The organism is Modestobacter altitudinis (assembly GCF_005930475.1).
Taxonomy (GTDB): Bacteria; Actinomycetota; Actinomycetes; order Mycobacteriales; family Geodermatophilaceae; genus Modestobacter; species Modestobacter altitudinis.
This window is the reverse complement of sequence record NZ_SJEW01000042.1, coordinates 26,324-42,891: the sequence shown is the minus strand read 5'-3', so window position 1 is coordinate 42,891 and position 16,568 is coordinate 26,324. Positions and strand designations below refer to the sequence as shown.

The following is a 16,568-nucleotide window of genomic DNA, read 5'->3' as shown; positions in this document are numbered from 1 at the left end:
GTCCAGCGCCCGGCCCCCGCCCCGGCGCTGGACCTCGCCGCCCTGGTCGCGGACCCGGACACCAGGATCATCGTGTGCTGCGGCTCGGGCGGGGTGGGCAAGACGACGACGTCCGCGGCGCTGGCGCTGGCCGCGGCCGAGGCCGGCCGGCAGGTCGTGGTTCTCACCATCGACCCCGCGCGCCGGCTGGCCCAGTCACTGGGCCTGGTCGAGCTGGACAACGAGCCGCGGGTGGTCGAGACGCCCGGTGCCCCGGGCGAGCTCTCGGCGATGATGCTGGACATGAAGCGGACGTTCGACGACGTCGTGTCCGCGCACTCGACGCCCGAGCGCGCCGAGGTGATCTTCGCCAACCCCTTCTACCAGGCGCTGTCCTCGTCCTTCGCCGGGACGCAGGAGTACATGGCGATGGAGAAGCTCGGGCAGCTGCGGGCCAGCGACCGCTGGGACCTGATCATCGTCGACACCCCGCCGTCCCGGTCGGCGCTGGACTTCCTGGACGCACCGAACCGGATGAGCCGGTTCCTCGACGGCACGATGATCCGGCTGCTCACCGCGCCGGCCCGGGCCGGCGGGCGGGCCGGGGTGCGGATCGTCGGGGCCGGCTTCGCGATCTTCACCCGGATCATCAGCAAGATCCTCGGTGGCCAGCTGCTGGGCGACATCTCGGCGTTCGTCTCGGCCCTGGACACCATGTTCGGCGGCTTCCGGGAGCGCGCGACGGCGACCTACGAGCTGCTCCGCCAGCCCGGGACGTCGTTCGTCGTGGTCGCCGCCCCGGAGCCGGACGCCCTCCGCGAGGCCTCCTACTTCGTCGACCGGCTGTCCACCGAGGGGATGCCGCTGGCCGGCCTGGTCATCAACCGCACCCACCCGCCGGCGACGACGACGCTGACGGCGACCCGCGCCGAGGCCGCCGCCGAGGCGGTCGCCGAGGCCGGTGGCAAGGGCGCGAAGCTGGCCGTCGGGGCACTGCGGGTGCACGCCGAGCGGATGACGCTGGCCACCCGGGAGCAGCGGCTGGCCGACCGGTTCACCAGCGCCCACCCCGAGGTGAAGGTGCGCACCGTGCCTTCCGCCGCCGGTGACGTGCACGACCTCGAGGGCCTGCGGACGATGGGCGAGGCGCTGCTGGCCGCCGAGGACGACACCGGCACGGGCACCCCGCGCAGCCGCGTCCTGCCGCTCCGGCCGCAGGCCGGCTGAGCCGCCGCCGACGGTCGGCCGGCCCCTCGCACCGGGTCGGCGGGCCGACGGCCCGGGCGAGTCCCCGCGCGACCCGCCCGGGTCGCCGCGCGTCGGGGGTCGAGGCGGGGCACCGGGGCCCGCCGAACAGGTACCTTGGCCTGCGATGTCCGAGTCTGCGCTCCTCCGTCGCAATGCCCTGGTGAAGTTGGCCGGGGCGATCGTCGTGGCCGGTCTGCTGGTCGCCGCCATGCTGCTGCCCTTCGTCGGCGGGACCGGGCTGGTGGCCCGGAACTCCTCGACCCTGCTCGACGCGCTGCCGGTCGAGCTGACCGACAAGACGCCCAGCGGGAACACCAAGGTGCTGGCCGCCGACGGGTCGGAGATCACCGAGTTCTTCACGAACAACCGCACGCCGGTGACGCCCGACCAGATCTCCGACGTCATGAAGCAGGCGATCGTCGACATCGAGGACTCGCGCTTCTACGAGCACAACGGCCTGGACGTGCAGGGCACGCTGCGCGCGCTGGCGAAGAACGTCGCGGCCGGCGGTGTCGAGGAGGGCGGCTCGACGCTGACCCAGCAGCTGGTCAAGCAGACGCTGCTGCAGACGGCCTCCACCCCCGAGGAGCAGCAGGCGGCCACCGCGCAGACCGTGGGCCGCAAGCTCAAGGAGGCCCGGCTCGCGCTGGCCCTGGAGCAGACCTACTCCAAGGACGAGATCCTCACCCGCTACCTGAACATCGCCTACTTCGGTGAGGGCTCCTACGGCATCCAGGCCGCCGCGCAGAAGTACTTCAGCGTCAACGCCATCGACCTGACGCTGCCGCAGGCCTCGGTGCTCGCCGGCCTGGTGCAGAGCCCGACCAACGACGACCCGATCGTCAACCCCGACGCCGGCCAGAAGCGGCGCAACCAGGTGCTGCAGCGCATGCACGACCTCGGGCACATCACCGACCAGGAGCTCGCCGACGTCTCCGCCGCCCCGATCCCGCTCGCCGAGGGCGGCACCCCGCCCAACGGCTGCATCGACGCCACGGTCGGCGGGTTCTTCTGCGACTACATGTACAACTACCTGACCGGCACGCTGGGGATCAGCGCGGACGCGATCAAGACCGGCGGCTGGACGATCCAGACGACGCTGCGCCCGGACATCCAGACCTCCGGTGACCAGGCCGTGCTGAACACCCTCCCGATGGGTGGCGGCAACGACCTGGCCGGCGTCTTCACCGCCGTCGAGCCCGGCACCGGCCACGTGCTGGCGATGAGCGTCAACCGCCGGTACGGCTGCGACGCCTACGAGTGCGAGTCGGTCAACCTGAACACCGCGACCAGCGCCGGCGCCGGGTCGACCTACAAGGTCTTCACCGCCGCCGCCGCGCTGTCCCAGGGCTACGGCTCGCACTACACGCTCACCACCCCGCAGCCCTACAGCTCCAAGGTCTTCAAGAAGAACGGCGGCACCACCGGCGCCCCCTACGTGGTGAGCAACGTCGGCAACAACTATCCGGACACGATGGACATGACCGCGGCCCTGGTCGAGTCCTCGAACACCTACTTCGTGGGGCTCGAGGACGCGCTGGGCAGCGTCGAGCCGGTCGTGCGCACCGCGCAGGCCATGGGGCTGCACTCCATCGACGCCACGGCCGACCAGATCATCGCGGAGAAGCGCGGCTCGTTCACCCTCGGCGTCGACGCGACCAGCCCGCTGTACCTGGCCAGCGCGTACTCCACGCTGGCCGGCAACGGCACCCAGTGCGAGCCGACGCCGGTCATCTCGATCGTGGACTCCACCGGCGAGCCGGTCACCAAGGACGACGGCACGCCCTACGTCAGCGGCAACACCTGCAAGGAGAACGCCATCCCGGCCGGCGTGGCGACCACGCTGAACCAGATGATGATCGGCGACACCGTCACCGGCACCGCGACCCGGGCGGCCATCCCCGGCCACCAGATCGCCGGCAAGACCGGCACCATCCAGGACAACAAGTCCGCGACGTTCGTGGGCTCGACGCCGAAGTACACGGTCAGCGTGATGGTCTTCAACCCGAAGTCGCAGCAGGACGTCGGCGGCTACGGCGGCAACAAGCCCGCGACGATCTACCACGACGCGATGCTGCCGATCCTGTCCAAGGAGCCGTCGGTGCCCTTCCCGCCGGCCGACCCGCTGGTGGTCTCCGGCAACCGGCCGACCGTCCCCAGCTGCTCCTCGGTCAGCTCCTGCCAGGACACGCTCACCCAGGCGGGCTTCCGGCCGGTCGTCTCCCAGGTGACCAGCTCCCGTTCCACGGGCAGCTTCCTGGGCACCAGCCCCCGCGCCGGCGCCCAGGCCAGCGTCGGCCAGGTCGTCACCATCCAGGTGAGCAACGGGTCCGGGTACCGGACCCCCTCGCCGACCACCCGACCCCAGCAGCGGACCACCCCGGCGCCCGACAGCTCGACGCCCACCCCTGAGGCCCCGGCCGAGGACTCCCAGCCGGCAGAACAGCAGCCCGGCGCCCCCGAGTTCACGCTGCCGGACTGGAACGGCGACGGCGACCCCGGCGCCTGACACGACACGACGACGGGGCGGTACCGAGCACCAGCTCGGTACCGCCCCGTCGTCGTCTCAGCCCAGCTGTCGACGCACCTCCGCCGCGACCCGGCCGCCCTCGGCCCGGCCGGCCACCGTGCCCTGCACCGCGCCCATGACCTTGCCCATGTCCTTCATCCCGGCGGCCCCGGTGCTGGTGACGACGTCGGCGACGATGGCGGCCAGGTCGGCGTCGGCCAGCTGGGCCGGCAGGTAGGTGGCGATCACGCCCTCCTCGGCGCGCTCCCGCTCGGCCTGCTCGGCGCGGCCGGCGCCGGCGAAGGCCTCGGCTGCCTCGCGGCGCTTCTTCGCCTCGCGGCGGAGCACCGCCATCACGTCGTCGTCGCTGAGCTCGCGGGCCTCCTTGCCGGCCACCTCCTCGGCGGAGACGGCGGAGAGCACCATCCGCAGGGTGGCGGTGCTCAGCTCGTCGCGGCCCTTCATCGCGGTGGTCAGGTCGGTACGGAGTCGGTCCTTCAGTCCAGGCACGCAGCAGAGCCTGCCACCTCCGCCTGCACGGGACGACGGAGTTCCCGCGCCCGTAGGCTCGCAGGATGCGTGCGAGAACCGCCGTCCCTGCCGCTGTCGTGGCCTCCGGTACCGCCACGGTGGCCTACGCGAGCCTCATCGAGCGCACCAGGTGGACGCTGCGCCGCTTCGACGTCCCCGTCCTGCCCCCGGGCTCCGCCCCGCTGACCGTGCTGCAGCTGTCGGACCTGCACATGACCGCCGGGCAGCGCAGCAAGCAGGAGTGGGTCGCCGGGCTGGCCGACCTGCAGCCGGACCTGGTGATCACGACCGGGGACAACCTCGCCGGGATGGACGCCGTCCCACCCACGCTCCGCGCCCTGGACCCGCTGCTGGAGCTCCCCGGCGCCTTCGTCCTGGCCAGCAACGACTACTACGCACCACGGCCGAAGAACCCGCTGAAGTACTTCAGGACCGACCACGAGCGGGTGCTCGGCGACGCCCTGCCCTGGCAGGACCTGCGCGACGGCATGACCGCCCGTGGCTGGCTCGAGCTGACCAACGCCACGGGCACGCTCACGGTGGCCGGGACCCGGATCGCCTTCGCCGGTCTCGACGACCCGCACCTGCAGCTGGACCGCTACGACGACGTCGCAGGCCCGGCCGACCCGGACGCCGACCTGCGGATCGGCCTGGTGCACTCCCCCGAGCCGCGGGTGCTCGACCGGTTCGCCACCGACGGCTACGACCTGCTGCTCTGCGGGCACACCCACGGCGGCCAGCTGCGGGTGCCCTTCTACGGTGCCCTGGTCACCAACTGCGGCATCGACCGGCAGCGCGTCCGCTGGCTGCACCGCTGGGCGCAGCCCTCCCCCGGGCACCCGAACGGCACCTGGCTGCACGTCTCCGCCGGACTGGGCACCAGCCCCTACGCGCCGTACCGGCTGGCCTGCCCACCGGAGGCGACGCTGCTGACCCTCACCGCCCGGTAGGAGGACCCCCTGTTGGAGGACCCCCTCGCCCCCCAGCACTCGCGAGCTCGTACCGGGCCCCTGCGAAGGGGCCGAGGGCGTCGGTTACAGTTGTCGACGCACCTCGGGGTGTGGCGCAGCTTGGTAGCGCGCGTCGTTCGGGACGACGAGGCCGCAGGTTCAAATCCTGTCACCCCGACCCACCACTCAGGGACCGCCATCGGCGGTCCCTGAGTCGCGTTCCGGGGCTGTGCTCCCCCTCACCGCCGTTTCCGACTGCTGCGCCGCGGGCACCCCTCCCCCGATGACCGAATGGCTGCTCCTGCTGGCGGCCGTGCTGTTGACCGCGTTCACCGGGTTCTTCGTCGCGGCCGAGTTCTCCTTCACCTCCGTGGACCGCGGTCAGGCCGAACGTGCCGCTGCGGCGGGCGACAAGGGCGCCGAGGGGGTCGTCCGCGCGCTCCGCGGGCTGTCCACCGAGCTGTCCGCCGCCCAGCTGGGGATCACGCTCACCACGCTCGTGGTCGGCTTCCTCGCCGAGCCGGCGCTGGGCGGGCTGCTCGAGCCGGTGCTCGGCGCGATCGGGCTGCCCGAGGGCGCCACCGCACCGATCGCGGTCGGCCTGGGCATCGCGCTGGCCACCTTCCTGCAGATGATCCTGGGCGAGCTGGGCCCGAAGAACCTGGCCATCGCCCGCCCGCTGCGCACCGCCTCCGTGGTGGCGCCGGGCATGCGCGCGTTCACCGTGGTGACCGGCCCGGTGGTGCGCGCGCTGCAGGCGCTGGCCAACGGGATCGTCCGCCGGCTGGGCTTCGAGCCCAAGGAGGAGCTGGACGACACCCGGGACGCGGAGGGCCTGGCCGCGGTCGCCCGGCGCTCGGCCGAGGAGGGCGACCTGTCCCCCGTCGCCGCCCGGCTGCTCGCCCGCTCGCTGGGGCTGCGGGAGAAGTTGGCCACCGACGTGATGACCCCGCGGACCCGGCTGTGGACGCTCAGCTCGGAGGCGACGGCCGCCGACGTCATCGACGCCGCCATCCGGTCGGGCAACTCCCGCTTCCCGGTCTACGGGTCCGACCTCGACGAGGTCACCGGCGTGGTGCACGTCAAGAACGCGGTGTCGGTCCCCGAGGAGGAGCGGCTGCAGCGCACCGCCGGCGAGCTGGCCGAGCCGGTGCTCGCCGTCCCGTCGTCCCTGCACCTGGACCCCCTGCTCGACCTGCTGCGCGAGCAGGGCCTGCAGCTGGCCCTCGTCGTCGACGAGTGGGGTGCCACGCACGGCATCGTGACGCTGGAGGACATCGTCGAGGAGCTGGTCGGCGAGATCACCGACGAGACCGACCGGCCGCTGCGCCAGCTGCGCCGCGACGGCGAGGAGTGGGTCCTCTCCGGCCTGCTGCGCCCGGACGAGGTCCGCGATCGCACCGCCATCCCGGTCCCCGAGGGCCGCTACGAGACCGTCGCCGGGTTCGTGCTGGAACGGCTCGCGCACCTGCCCGAGGAGGGCGAGTCGGTGGAGGTGGAGGGCTGGCGGCTGACCGTCGCCGGGGTCGAGGGACGGCGGGTGTCCCGGTTGCGGGCCACCCCGCAGCCGGCCGAGCCCGACCGTGAGCAGGACGCACCGGCGGACGTCGCACAGCCGGCCGGCGCCACCGCCGTCCGCCTCGAGCGCGAGGTGGCGCCGGCATGAGCGACGTGCTGAGCCTGCTCGTGCTGGTCGCGCTGCTGCTGGGCAACGCGTTCTTCGTCGCCGCCGAGTTCGCCCTGGTCTCCGCCCGCGCCGACCAGATCGAGCCGCGCGCCGAGGCCGGGTCGGTCCGGGCGCAGAAGACGCTGGCCGCGATGCGCAACGTCTCGCAGATGATGGCCGGCGCCCAGCTGGGCATCACGCTGTGCTCGCTGGGTCTCGGCGCTGTCGGCGAACCCGCTGTCGCGCAGCTGATCGAGGCACCGCTGGAGGCCGTCGGCGCGCCCGAGGGACTGCTGCACCCGATCTCGTTGGTGATCGCCCTGTCCATCGTCACCGTGCTGCACATGGTGCTCGGCGAGATGGTGCCCAAGAACATCACCATCGCCGGCCCGACCAACGCCGCGATCGTGCTCGGCCCCCCGCTCGCGATGCTGGTGCGGGTGCTCAAGCCGTTCATCTGGTTCTTCAACGTCGTCGCCAACGGCTTCGTCCGGCTGTTCGGGGTGACCCCGACCGACGAGATCACCGCCAGCTTCGACCAGGACGAGATCCAGTCGATGATCACCCAGTCCCGGCAGGAGGGACTGCTGGGCAGCGAGGTCAGCGAGCTGGCCACCGGCGCGCTCACCTTCGAGCAGCACGACGTCAGCTCGGTGCTGCTCTCCCCCGACTCGTTGATCACCGTGCCGCGCAGGTCCACGCCCCGGGAGCTGGAGGGCGTCGTCGCCGAGCACGGGTACAGCCGCTACCCGATGCGCCGGGACGACGGCTCCCTCGCCGGCTACGTCCACGTCAAGGACGTGCTGGGCACCGGACCGACCTCCCGCGACAAGCCGGTACCCGACCAGGCGGTCAAGGACTTCGTCGAGCTGACCCCAGCCGAGCCGCTGCCCGAGGTGCTGAAGGAGATGCGCCGGTCGGGCTCGCACCTGGGCCTGGTCCGGGACGGTGACCGGGTCCTCGGGCTGGTGGCGCTCGAGGACGTGCTGGAGCAGCTCATCGGCGACGTGCGCAGTGCTGACGTCAGCGGTCCGGTGACCTCCGCGCAGGCAGGGGCAGGCGCAGGAGGACGATGACCCGGTGACAGCCGAGCCGATCGACGTCCCCCCTGTCCCCTCGCCGTCCGCCCTCCCCGACGACGTCACCGCCCGCTGGCAGGCCCGCTTCCGGGCGCCGCGGGTCAGCCTGCCGGACTGGGCCGAGGACGCACCGCAGCGCAACCTGTACTCCTCCGACGTCAGCGGCGTGGTCGAGCAGTACGCCTGGGACCGGGACACCGGCACCCACCGGCAGGTCACCGACCGGCCGAACGGCACGCTGGCCGCCACGCTGAGCCGGGACGGCGGGACGATCTGGTGGTTCGCCGACACCGACGGCGACGAGTTCGGCGTCTGGATGACCCAGCCGTTCGCCGGCGGCCCGGACACCGTGGCCCTGCCGGAGGTCGGGCCTGCCTATCCGGCCGGGCTGGAGATCGGCTCCCGGGTCGTGCTGGCCGGCCGGTCCACCGACGACGGCAGCGAGCTCTGGGTCTGCCCGGTCGGTGGCACGCCGTCGGTGTTCTACACCAGCCCGGACACCGCCTCGGTCGACGCGCTCTCCCGGGACGACGCGCTGCTCGTGTACTCCCACTCCGAGCACGGCGACCCGCGCTACCCCGCGCTGCGGGTGCTGCGCACCGACGACCTCGGCCTCGTCGCGGACAAGTGGGACGGCGAGGGCCGCGGCCTGCACGCGCTTAGCTTCTCTCCCGTCGCCGGTGACCAGCGGCTGCTGGTCGGCCACGAGCGCCGCGGCCGGGAGGAGCTGCTCATCTGGGACGTCACCGCCGACACCGAGTCCGAGCTGGTGCTGGACCTGCCCGGCGACGTGAGCGCCGGCTGGTACCCCGACGGCTCCGCGCTGCTGGTCGGCCACGACCACGCCGCCCGCAGCGAGCTGTACCGCTACGACCTGGCCACCGGGACGCTGGCCCAGCTGGACACCCCGCGCGGCGTCGTCCGCGGCGCGACCGCCCGCCCCGACGGCACCGTGGAGCTGGCCTGGTCGAACGCGGCGACCCCGCCGGTGATCCGCCGGGCCGACGGCCCGGTGGTGCTGGCCGCGCCGGGCGAGGAGCCGCCGGCCGCCTACCCGGTGGAGGACCGCTGGGTCCCCGGCCCGGGCGGGGACGTGCACGCCCTGCTGGTCCGCCCGGCCGGCGAGGGGCCCCATGCGACGGCGTTCCTGGTGCACGGCGGGCCGGAGTCGCAGGACGACGACTCCTACCGGGCCCGCCGGGCGGCCTACGTCGACGCCGGCTACGCGGTCGTGCACGTCAACTACCGCGGCTCCACCGGCTACGGCAGCGAGTGGCGGGACGCGCTGACCGGCCGCCCAGGGCTCACCGAGCTCGAGGACGTCGCCGCGGTCTACGACGCGCTGGTCGCCGAGGGCGTCGTCGACCCGGCCCGGGCGATCCTGTCCGGCGGCTCGTGGGGCGGTTTCCTCACGCTGCTCGGCCTGGGCACCCAGCCCGAGCGCTGGGCGGCCGGGATCGCCGAGGTGCCGGTCGCGGACTACATCGCCGCGTACGAGGACGAGATGGAGGGCCTGCGGGCCTACGACCGGGCGCTGTTCGGCGGGTCACCGGACGAGGTGCACGACGTCTACGTGCGCTCCTCACCGCTGACCTACGTCGACGCGGTGGCGGCACCGGTGCTCGTCGTCGCCGGCGCCAACGACCCGCGCTGCCCGATCCGGCAGATCGACAACTACCTGACCGCGCTGGACGAGCGGGGCAAGCCGCACGAGGTCTACCGCTTCGACGCCGGCCACGGCTCCCTGGTCATCGAGGAGACCATCCGCCAGGTCGAGGTCGCCCTGAGCTTCGCCCTCCGCCACGTGAGGCCCTGACGGCCTCGGTCCCCAGGGGCCATGTTGGCCAACATGGCCCCCGGGGACCTCAGCGCTGGGCGGCGATGAGCTCGGCGATCTGGACGGTGTTGAGGGCGGCGCCCTTGCGGAGGTTGTCGTTGGAGACGAACAGGGCGAGGCCGCGGTCGCCGTCCTGCCGGATCCGGCCGACGTAGGACGGGTCCCTGCCGGCCGCCTGCAACGGCGTCGGGACGTCGACCAGCTGCACCCCCGGCGCGTTCGAGAGCAGCTCCGTGGCCCGCGCGACCGAGAGCGGCTCGGCGAACTCGACGTTCAGCGACAGCGAGTGGCCGGTGAACACCGAGACGCGCACGCACGTGCCGGACACCCGCAGGTCGGGGATGCCGAGGATCTTGCGGCTCTCGTTCCGGAGCTTCTGCTCCTCGTCGGTCTCGAAGCTGCCGTCGTCCACCACCGACCCGGCCATCGGCAGCACGTTGAACGCGATCGGCGCGACGTAGACGGCCGGCGCCGGGAACGCCACGGCTGACCCGTCGTAGGCCAGCTCGTCGGCCTTCTCCACGACGGCGAGCGCCTGGCCGTGCAGCTCGCGGACGCCGGCGACACCCGAGCCGGAGACCGCCTGGTAGGTGCTGGCCACGATCCGCACCAGGCCCGCCTCGTCGTGCAGCGGCTTGAGCACCGGCATCGCGGCCATCGTGGTGCAGTTCGGGTTGGCGATGATCCGGCCCTTGGCGGCCAGCTCGATGTCCCCGGGGTTGACCTCGCTGCAGACCAGCGGGATCGCCGGGTCCCGGCGGAACGCCGAGCTGTTGTCGATCACCGTGACACCGGCCGCGGCGAACCGCGGTGCCTGTGCCCGTGAGGTCGTGGCACCGGCGGAGAACAGTGCGACGTCCAGCCCGGTCGGGTCCGCGGTGGCGGCGTCCTCGACGACGATCTCGCCGTCCCCCCAGGGCAGCGTGCTGCCCGCCGATCGAGCGGAGGCGAAGAAACGGATCGAGGCCAGCGGGAAGTCCCGCTCGGCCAGGATCGAACGCATCGCCACCCCGACCTGACCGGTCGCGCCGACGATCCCCAGGTGCAGCGGGCGGCTCATCGTCCGGTCCCTCCGTAGACCACGGCCTCGACCTCGGAGCCCAGGTCGAAGGCGTCGTGCACCGCGCGGACGGCGACGTCCACGTCGGTGTCCCGGCACGTCACGGAGATGCGGATCTCCGAGGTGCTGATGAGCTCCAGGTTGACCCCGGCGTCGGCCAGCGCGCCGAAGAACTTCGCCGACACCCCGGGGTGCGAGCGCATCCCGGCACCGACCAGCGAGACCTTGCCGATGTGCTGGTCGAAGCGCAGGTCGGTGTAGCCGACGGTGTGCTTGACGGCCTCCAGCGCGGCCAGCGCGGTGGGCCCGTCGCTGACCGGCAGCGTGAAGGAGATGTCGGCGAGCTTGCTGCCCTCGGCCGACACGTTCTGCACGATCATGTCGATGTTGATCTCGGCGTCGGCCAGGACGCGGAAGATCTGCGCGGCCTCGCCCGGCCGGTCCGGGACGCCGTAGACGGTGATCTTGCCCTCGCTGCGGTCGTGCGCGACGCCGGTGATGATGGCCTGTTCCACGCTGAGGTCCTCCATCGAGCCGGTCACGATCGTGCCGGGGAGCTGTGAGTAGGAGCTGCGGACGTGCACCGGGATGCCGTAGCGGCGGGCGTACTCGACGCAGCGCAGCATGAGCACCTTGGCCCCGGAGGCGGCGAGCTCGAGCATCTCCTCGTAGGTGATGGTCTCGAGCCGCTTGGCGTTGGGGACGATCCTCGGGTCGGCGGTGAAGACGCCGTCCACGTCGGTGTAGATCTCGCAGACGTCGGCGTGCAGCGCGGCGGCGACGGCGACGGCGGTGGTGTCCGAGCCGCCGCGGCCCAGCGTCGTCACGTCCTTGGTGTCCTGGCTGACGCCCTGGAACCCGGCGACGATGACGATCGACCCCTCGTCCAGCGCATCGCGCAGCCGGCCCGGGGTCACGTCGATGATCCGCGCCTTGCCGTGGCTGGAGGTCGTGATGACCCCGGCCTGGGACCCGGTGAACGACCGCGCCTCGTAGCCGTGCGTGGAGATCGCGATGGCCAGCAGAGCCATCGAGATCCGCTCGCCGGCGGTGAGCAGCATGTCCAGCTCACGACCGGGCGGGTCGGCGGTGATCTGCCTCGCCTGGTCCAGCAGCTCGTCGGTCGTGTCGCCCATCGCGGAGACGACGACGACCACGTCGTCGCCGTTCTTCTTCGCCTCGACGATGCGCTCGGCCACGCGCTTGACGCGCTCGGCGTTCGCGACGGAGGAGCCGCCGTACTTCTGTACCACCAGGGCCACGGGTCCAGGCTACCGACGGTGCCACGCAGCCGGGGGTTGCGGGGCTGGTTCGACGCGGGATGTGATCACCTGATGGACGACGCCGCGCACTGGCTGCTCACCGCCGACGAGCGCGGGAACCCGGCCGCCGGCCTGCCGGCCTGGACGTCGGGCAACCACGCCGAGGCGCTCGTCGACGGCGCCACCTACTTCGACCGGCTCGTCAGCGCGGTGGAGCAGATGGGCACCGGCGACCACCTGATGTTCACCGACTGGCGGGGCGACCCCGACGAGCGGATGCGCGAGGACGGGCCCACGATCGGCGAGCTGTTCGGCGCGGCGGCCCGCCGCGGGGTGTGCGTCTTCGGGTTGGTGTGGCGGTCGCACTGGGACGGCCTGAGCTTCTCCAAGGAGGAGAACGCCGCCCTCGACGAGGCGGTGGAGGACGGCGGCGGGGTCGTGGTGCTGGACCAGCGGGTGCGCCGGCTGGGCAGCCACCACCAGAAGATCGTCGTCCTGCGACATCCCGGCGATCCCGACCGCGACGTGGCGTTCGCCGGCGGGATCGACCTGTGCCACGCCCGCCGCGACACCTCCGAACACCTCGGCGACCCGCAGCCGCAGTCGATGGCGGCGGCCTACGGACCACGACCGCCCTGGCACGACGTGCAACTGCAGCTGCGCGGCCCGGTCGTCGGCGTGCTCGACATGGTCTTCCGCCAGCGCTGGGAGGACCCCCACGGCCCGGACACCGACCACCCGCTGGCCTGGGTGCACGACAAGCTGTCCCGCTCGCGGATGAACGCCGTCCCGCTGCCCGAGCAGCCGCCACCCCCGGCGGAGTGCGGGCCCCACCTGGTGCAGACGCTGCGCACCTATCCGGCGATCAAGCCGGCGTACCCCTTCGCCCCGCACGGCGAGCGGTCGGTGGCCCGCGGCTACACCAAGGCGATCACCCGGGCCCGCCGGTTGGTCTACCTGGAGGACCAGTACCTGTGGTCGACCGAGGTCGCCCAGCTGTTCGCCGAGGCGTTGCGCGCCAACCCCCGGCTGCACCTGGTCGTCGTGGTGCCCCGGGTGCCCGACCAGGACGGCGCGCTCGCCGAGCGACCGCAGTACGTGGGCCGGCACCAGGCGCTCGAGACCTGCCGTGCGGCCGGCCCCGACCGGGTGCACGTCTTCGACCTGGAGAACGTCGAGGGGACGCCGGTCTACGTGCACGCCAAGGTGTGCGTGGTCGACGACGTCTGGGTCAGCGTCGGCAGCGACAACTTCAACCGCAGGTCCTGGACCCACGACAGCGAGCTGTCCAGCGGCGTGCTGGACACCACCCTCGATGAGCGGGAACCACGCGACCCGGCGGGGACGGGGTACGGCGCGCGGGTCCTCGCCCGCGACCTGCGCCTGCGACTGGCCCGCGAGCACCTCGGTCGGGCCGTGGACGGCGGTGCGGACGAGGACCTGCTCGACCCGGAGGACTTCGTGGCCGCCCTGGAGCGGTCGGCTGCCGCCCTGGAGGACTGGCACGACGGCGGCCGCGGCGGCCCGCGCCCCACCGGCCGGCTGCGTCCGCACCGACCCGAGGGGCTGTCCCGGCTGACCCGGCTCTGGGCGACACCGCTCTACCGGCTGGTCAACGACCCCGACGGCCGCCCGCTCCGCCTGCGCCGCGCCAAGCAGTTCTGAACTCCGCCGCCCGCGGTTCGGCCCACGCCCGGGTACCGGGCCGGGAGGTGCCCTGCGGAGAGTTGAGCTCTGCTCCACATCTGGAGCAGAGCTCAACTGTGCTGACCCCTACCTCCTGGGTCGGCCGGTCGGCGCGCCGCCGTCCCCAGCGCACCTGGTGGTCCACCGCTCCAGCCGCGGAGGGTCACGCCCCCCGGCGGGCCGAGATGCTGGGGTCGTGGCCGACCAGACGCTCCCCGGCTTGCTCCGCCGCATCCGGCGGTTCGTGGACATGTCCCAGCGTGAGCTGGCCAGGGCGTCGGGCGTAGCCCCAGCCGCCATCGGCCGCGCGGAGGCCGGCGGGGACCTCCGCGTCAGCCAACTGTCACTGATCGGCGCCGTGGCTGGGCTGCGGGTGGCGCTTCTCGACGACGAGGGCAGAGAACTGGTCGCGATGACCGGGGCGGCGGTCCGGGATGCCGGCGGACGACTGTTCCCCGCTCACCTGGACACCCGGCACGGGGACGAGGACTGGTGGGGAGGTCCGCACCGCCCACGGCTGCGCAACCCGCGCTACACGTTCGATCGCGACCGCTCGCTGCGCGACTGGCGGCGGCAGGCGAGCCCCTCGGCCGACCACCACGTGCCGGAGGCCGGCGACTCCCTCGCCGAGCGCGCCGCCACGCGGCGGGCGGGGGCGCTCCGCCGCGACGCCGCCCGCCGGCAGGTGCGGCACGAGGCGCGGCTGGCGGCGGGCTCCCCGCTTCGCCCGGACTGGGAGGTCGACTGCACCTGTCCTGCCGGCTGCGAGTACGACGAGCAGGAGAACCGGGACCGGCTGCACGCACCGGACTGCGCCTGCGGCTGCGATGTCGACTGACGCGCTGCTACGGTTCCTGTGTGCGCGGCAGCCTCCTGCTTATCAGCCGCGGCGAGGGCCTCTCCTAGGTCGGCCCCCTCGCCGCGGTGATCGCGCGTCCCCGGGCGCCAGCTGACCGCATCCCGGAGCTGTCCGCAGCCCGCAAGAGGAGCCCCCCATGCCCGAGTTCCACCCGCACGCCCGCAACCCGCAGCGCCCCTCGGCCATGCCGATCGGCAAGTACGCGCCCTTCACGCCCGTACCGCTGCCCGACCGCACCTGGCCGGAGACGACCACCACGGTCGCGCCCCGCTGGTGCGCGGTCGACCTGCGTGACGGCAACCAGGCCCTGATCGACCCGATGACCCCCGAGCGCAAGCGGCGGATGTTCGAGCTGCTCGTCCGGATGGGCTACAAGGAGATCGAGGTCGGCTTCCCCGCCGCCAGCCAGACCGACTACGACTTCATCCGCCAGCTGGTCACCGACGACCTGGTCCCCGACGACGTCACGGTCCAGGTGCTGACCCAGGCCCGCGACGAGCTGATCGAGCGCACCTTCGAGTCCCTGCGTGGCGCCAAGCAGGCCATCGTGCACCTGTACAACTCGACGTCCACGCTGCAGCGCCGGGTCGTCTTCGGCCAGGACCGCGCGGGGATCACCGACATCGCCGTCCACGGTGCGCAGCTGGTGCGCAAGCTGGCCGAGCAGATGGGCGACACCGACATCCGGTTCGAGTACTCGCCGGAGTCCTTCACCGGCACCGAGCTGGACTACGCCGTCGAGGTCTGCAACGCCGTCACCGACGTGTGGGAGCCGACGGTCGACCGGCCGACGATCCTGAACCTCCCGGCGACGGTGGAGATGGCCGAGCCGACCGTCTACGCCGACCAGATCGAGTGGGTGCACCGCAACCTGGCCCGCCGCGACGCGGTCGTGCTGAGCCTGCACCCGCACAACGACCGGGGCACCGCGGTCGCCGCCGCCGAGCTGGGCCACCGCGCCGGTGCCGACCGCATCGAGGGCTGCCTGTTCGGCAACGGCGAGCGCACCGGCAACGTCGACCTGGTCACCCTGGGGCTGAACCTGTTCAGCCAGGGCATCGACCCGCAGATCGACTTCTCCGACATCGACGAGATCCGCCGCACGGTCGAGTACTGCAACCAGCTCGGCGTGCACGAGCGGCACCCCTACGGCGGCGACCTGGTCTACACCGCCTTCTCCGGCTCCCACCAGGACGCGATCAACAAGGGCTTCGCCGCGATGGCGGCCGACGCCGCGGCCGCCGGGAAGACCGTCGACGAGATCCCGTGGGCGGTCCCCTACCTGCCGATCGACCCCAAGGACGTCGGCCGCAGCTACGAGGCCGTGATCCGGGTGAACAGCCAGTCCGGCAAGGGCGGCGTCGCCTACATCATGAAGACCGAGAACCAGCTGGACCTGCCCCGCCGACTGCAGATCGAGTTCAGCGCCGTCGTCCAGCGGCACACCGAGGACGAGGGCGGCGAGGTCACCGCCCAGCAGATGTGGACCGCCTTCAGCAACGAGTACCTGCCCGACGCCTCGGCACCGTGGGGTCGCTTCGCGCTGGCCGGACACGAGCACACCGCCTCGGGCAACGGGCCGGACGCGATCCAGGTCGAGCTGGTCGACCAGGGGGTCCCGACGACGGTGCACGGGCGCGGCAACGGCCCCATCGCGGCGTTCGTCGACGCGTTGCGCAGCGTGGACGTCGACGTCCGCGTGCTCGACTACGCCGAGCACGCCCTGTCCGCCGGCGGCGACGCCCGGGCCGCGTCCTACGTGGAGTGCGCCGTGGGCGAGCGGGTGCTCTGGGGCGTCGGGATCGACGAGAACATCGTGACGGCGTCGCTGCGCGCCATCGTCTCGGCGGTCAACCGCGCCGAGCGCTGACCACCACCGGGGGCGGAAGTGGCCACTCCTGC

Annotated in this window: 12 protein-coding genes and 1 tRNA gene; 10 read left to right on the top strand and 3 right to left on the bottom strand. The window is 72.8% G+C overall.

Annotated elements, in window-relative coordinates:
• Both bagB and FHL79_RS15735 read left to right on the top strand, forming a co-directional pair.
• The coding region (bagB, locus tag FHL79_RS15740) for an ATPase BagB (protein ID WP_179966096.1) at nt 1–1,206 on the top strand (1,206 nt) is incomplete at its 5' end.
• Between the two features lie 145 nt (nt 1,207–1,351).
• Nucleotides 1,352–3,736 (top strand): penicillin-binding protein, encoded by a 2,385-nt coding sequence (locus FHL79_RS15735; protein WP_138759531.1) that lies wholly within the window; start codon nt 1,352–1,354, stop codon nt 3,734–3,736.
• A gap of 57 nt (nt 3,737–3,793) precedes the next feature.
• Here the strand turns inward: FHL79_RS15735 and FHL79_RS15730 are convergent, their stop codons facing one another.
• Entirely contained in the window at nt 3,794–4,246 is a 453-nt protein-coding gene (locus FHL79_RS15730) for a GatB/YqeY domain-containing protein (RefSeq protein ID WP_138759530.1), read from the bottom strand.
• Between the two features lie 65 nt (nt 4,247–4,311).
• Between FHL79_RS15730 and FHL79_RS15725 the strand changes: the two genes are divergently transcribed.
• From FHL79_RS15725 to FHL79_RS15705, 5 genes are all read left to right on the top strand, one after another.
• Nucleotides 4,312–5,217 carry a metallophosphoesterase gene (locus FHL79_RS15725; RefSeq protein WP_138759529.1) on the top strand — a complete coding sequence of 302 codons (906 nt, stop codon included), beginning with the start codon at nt 4,312–4,314 and terminating at the stop codon, nt 5,215–5,217.
• A 104-nt stretch (nt 5,218–5,321) separates the two neighbouring features.
• Nucleotides 5,322–5,395, top strand: a tRNA-Pro gene (locus FHL79_RS15720).
• A gap of 105 nt (nt 5,396–5,500) precedes the next feature.
• A complete protein-coding gene (locus FHL79_RS15715; protein WP_138759528.1) occupies nt 5,501–6,883 on the top strand; it encodes a hemolysin family protein in 1,383 nt (460 codons plus the stop codon).
• A complete protein-coding gene (locus tag FHL79_RS15710; protein ID WP_138759527.1) occupies nt 6,880–7,959 on the top strand; it encodes a hemolysin family protein in 1,080 nt (359 codons plus the stop codon). Before FHL79_RS15715 ends, FHL79_RS15710 begins: the two co-directional genes overlap by 4 nt.
• Before the next feature lie 4 nt (nt 7,960–7,963).
• Nucleotides 7,964–9,778, top strand: coding sequence for a S9 family peptidase (locus FHL79_RS15705; protein WP_218938484.1), 1,815 nt, complete (start codon nt 7,964–7,966; stop codon nt 9,776–9,778).
• 49 nt (nt 9,779–9,827) lie between these two features.
• On the opposite strand, the gene FHL79_RS15700 is transcribed toward FHL79_RS15705, so the two are convergent.
• Nucleotides 9,828–10,859 (bottom strand): aspartate-semialdehyde dehydrogenase, encoded by a 1,032-nt coding sequence (locus FHL79_RS15700; RefSeq protein ID WP_138759526.1) that lies wholly within the window; start codon nt 10,857–10,859, stop codon nt 9,828–9,830.
• Entirely contained in the window at nt 10,856–12,121 is a 1,266-nt protein-coding gene (locus tag FHL79_RS15695) for an aspartate kinase (protein WP_138759525.1), read from the bottom strand. Before FHL79_RS15695 ends, FHL79_RS15700 begins: the two co-directional genes overlap by 4 nt.
• A gap of 18 nt (nt 12,122–12,139) precedes the next feature.
• Here FHL79_RS15695 and FHL79_RS15690 point away from each other — a divergent pair, with 18 nt between their 5' ends.
• The 3 genes from FHL79_RS15690 to leuA all read left to right on the top strand — a co-directional run bounded on the left by FHL79_RS15690 (nt 12,140) and on the right by leuA (nt 16,536).
• Nucleotides 12,140–13,786, top strand: a complete 1,647-nt coding sequence (locus FHL79_RS15690) for a phospholipase D family protein (RefSeq protein ID WP_246080849.1) — start codon at nt 12,140–12,142, stop codon at nt 13,784–13,786.
• Nucleotides 13,787–14,003: 217 nt separating this feature from the next.
• Nucleotides 14,004–14,645: a helix-turn-helix domain-containing protein gene (locus FHL79_RS15685; protein WP_138759524.1), complete on the top strand. Its 642-nt coding sequence runs from the start codon at nt 14,004–14,006 to the stop codon at nt 14,643–14,645.
• Nucleotides 14,646–14,802: 157 nt separating this feature from the next.
• A complete protein-coding gene (gene leuA, locus FHL79_RS15680; RefSeq protein ID WP_138759523.1) occupies nt 14,803–16,536 on the top strand; it encodes a 2-isopropylmalate synthase in 1,734 nt (577 codons plus the stop codon).
• Nucleotides 16,537–16,568: the final 32 nt, after the last annotated feature.

Bases quoted from the DNA above. Each gene is read 5' to 3' on its own strand.
- FHL79_RS15725 (WP_138759529.1), top strand. From the start codon at position 4,312: ATGCGTGCGAGAACCGCCGTCCCTGCCGCTGTCGTGGCCTCCGGTACC.
- leuA (WP_138759523.1), top strand. From the start codon at position 14,803: ATGCCCGAGTTCCACCCGCACGCCCGCAACCCGCAGCGCCCCTCGGCC.
- FHL79_RS15710 (WP_138759527.1), top strand. From the start codon at position 6,880: ATGAGCGACGTGCTGAGCCTGCTCGTGCTGGTCGCGCTGCTGCTGGGC.
- FHL79_RS15700 (WP_138759526.1), bottom strand. From the start codon at position 10,859: ATGAGCCGCCCGCTGCACCTGGGGATCGTCGGCGCGACCGGTCAGGTC.
- FHL79_RS15715 (WP_138759528.1), top strand. From the start codon at position 5,501: ATGACCGAATGGCTGCTCCTGCTGGCGGCCGTGCTGTTGACCGCGTTC.
- FHL79_RS15735 (WP_138759531.1), top strand. From the start codon at position 1,352: ATGTCCGAGTCTGCGCTCCTCCGTCGCAATGCCCTGGTGAAGTTGGCC.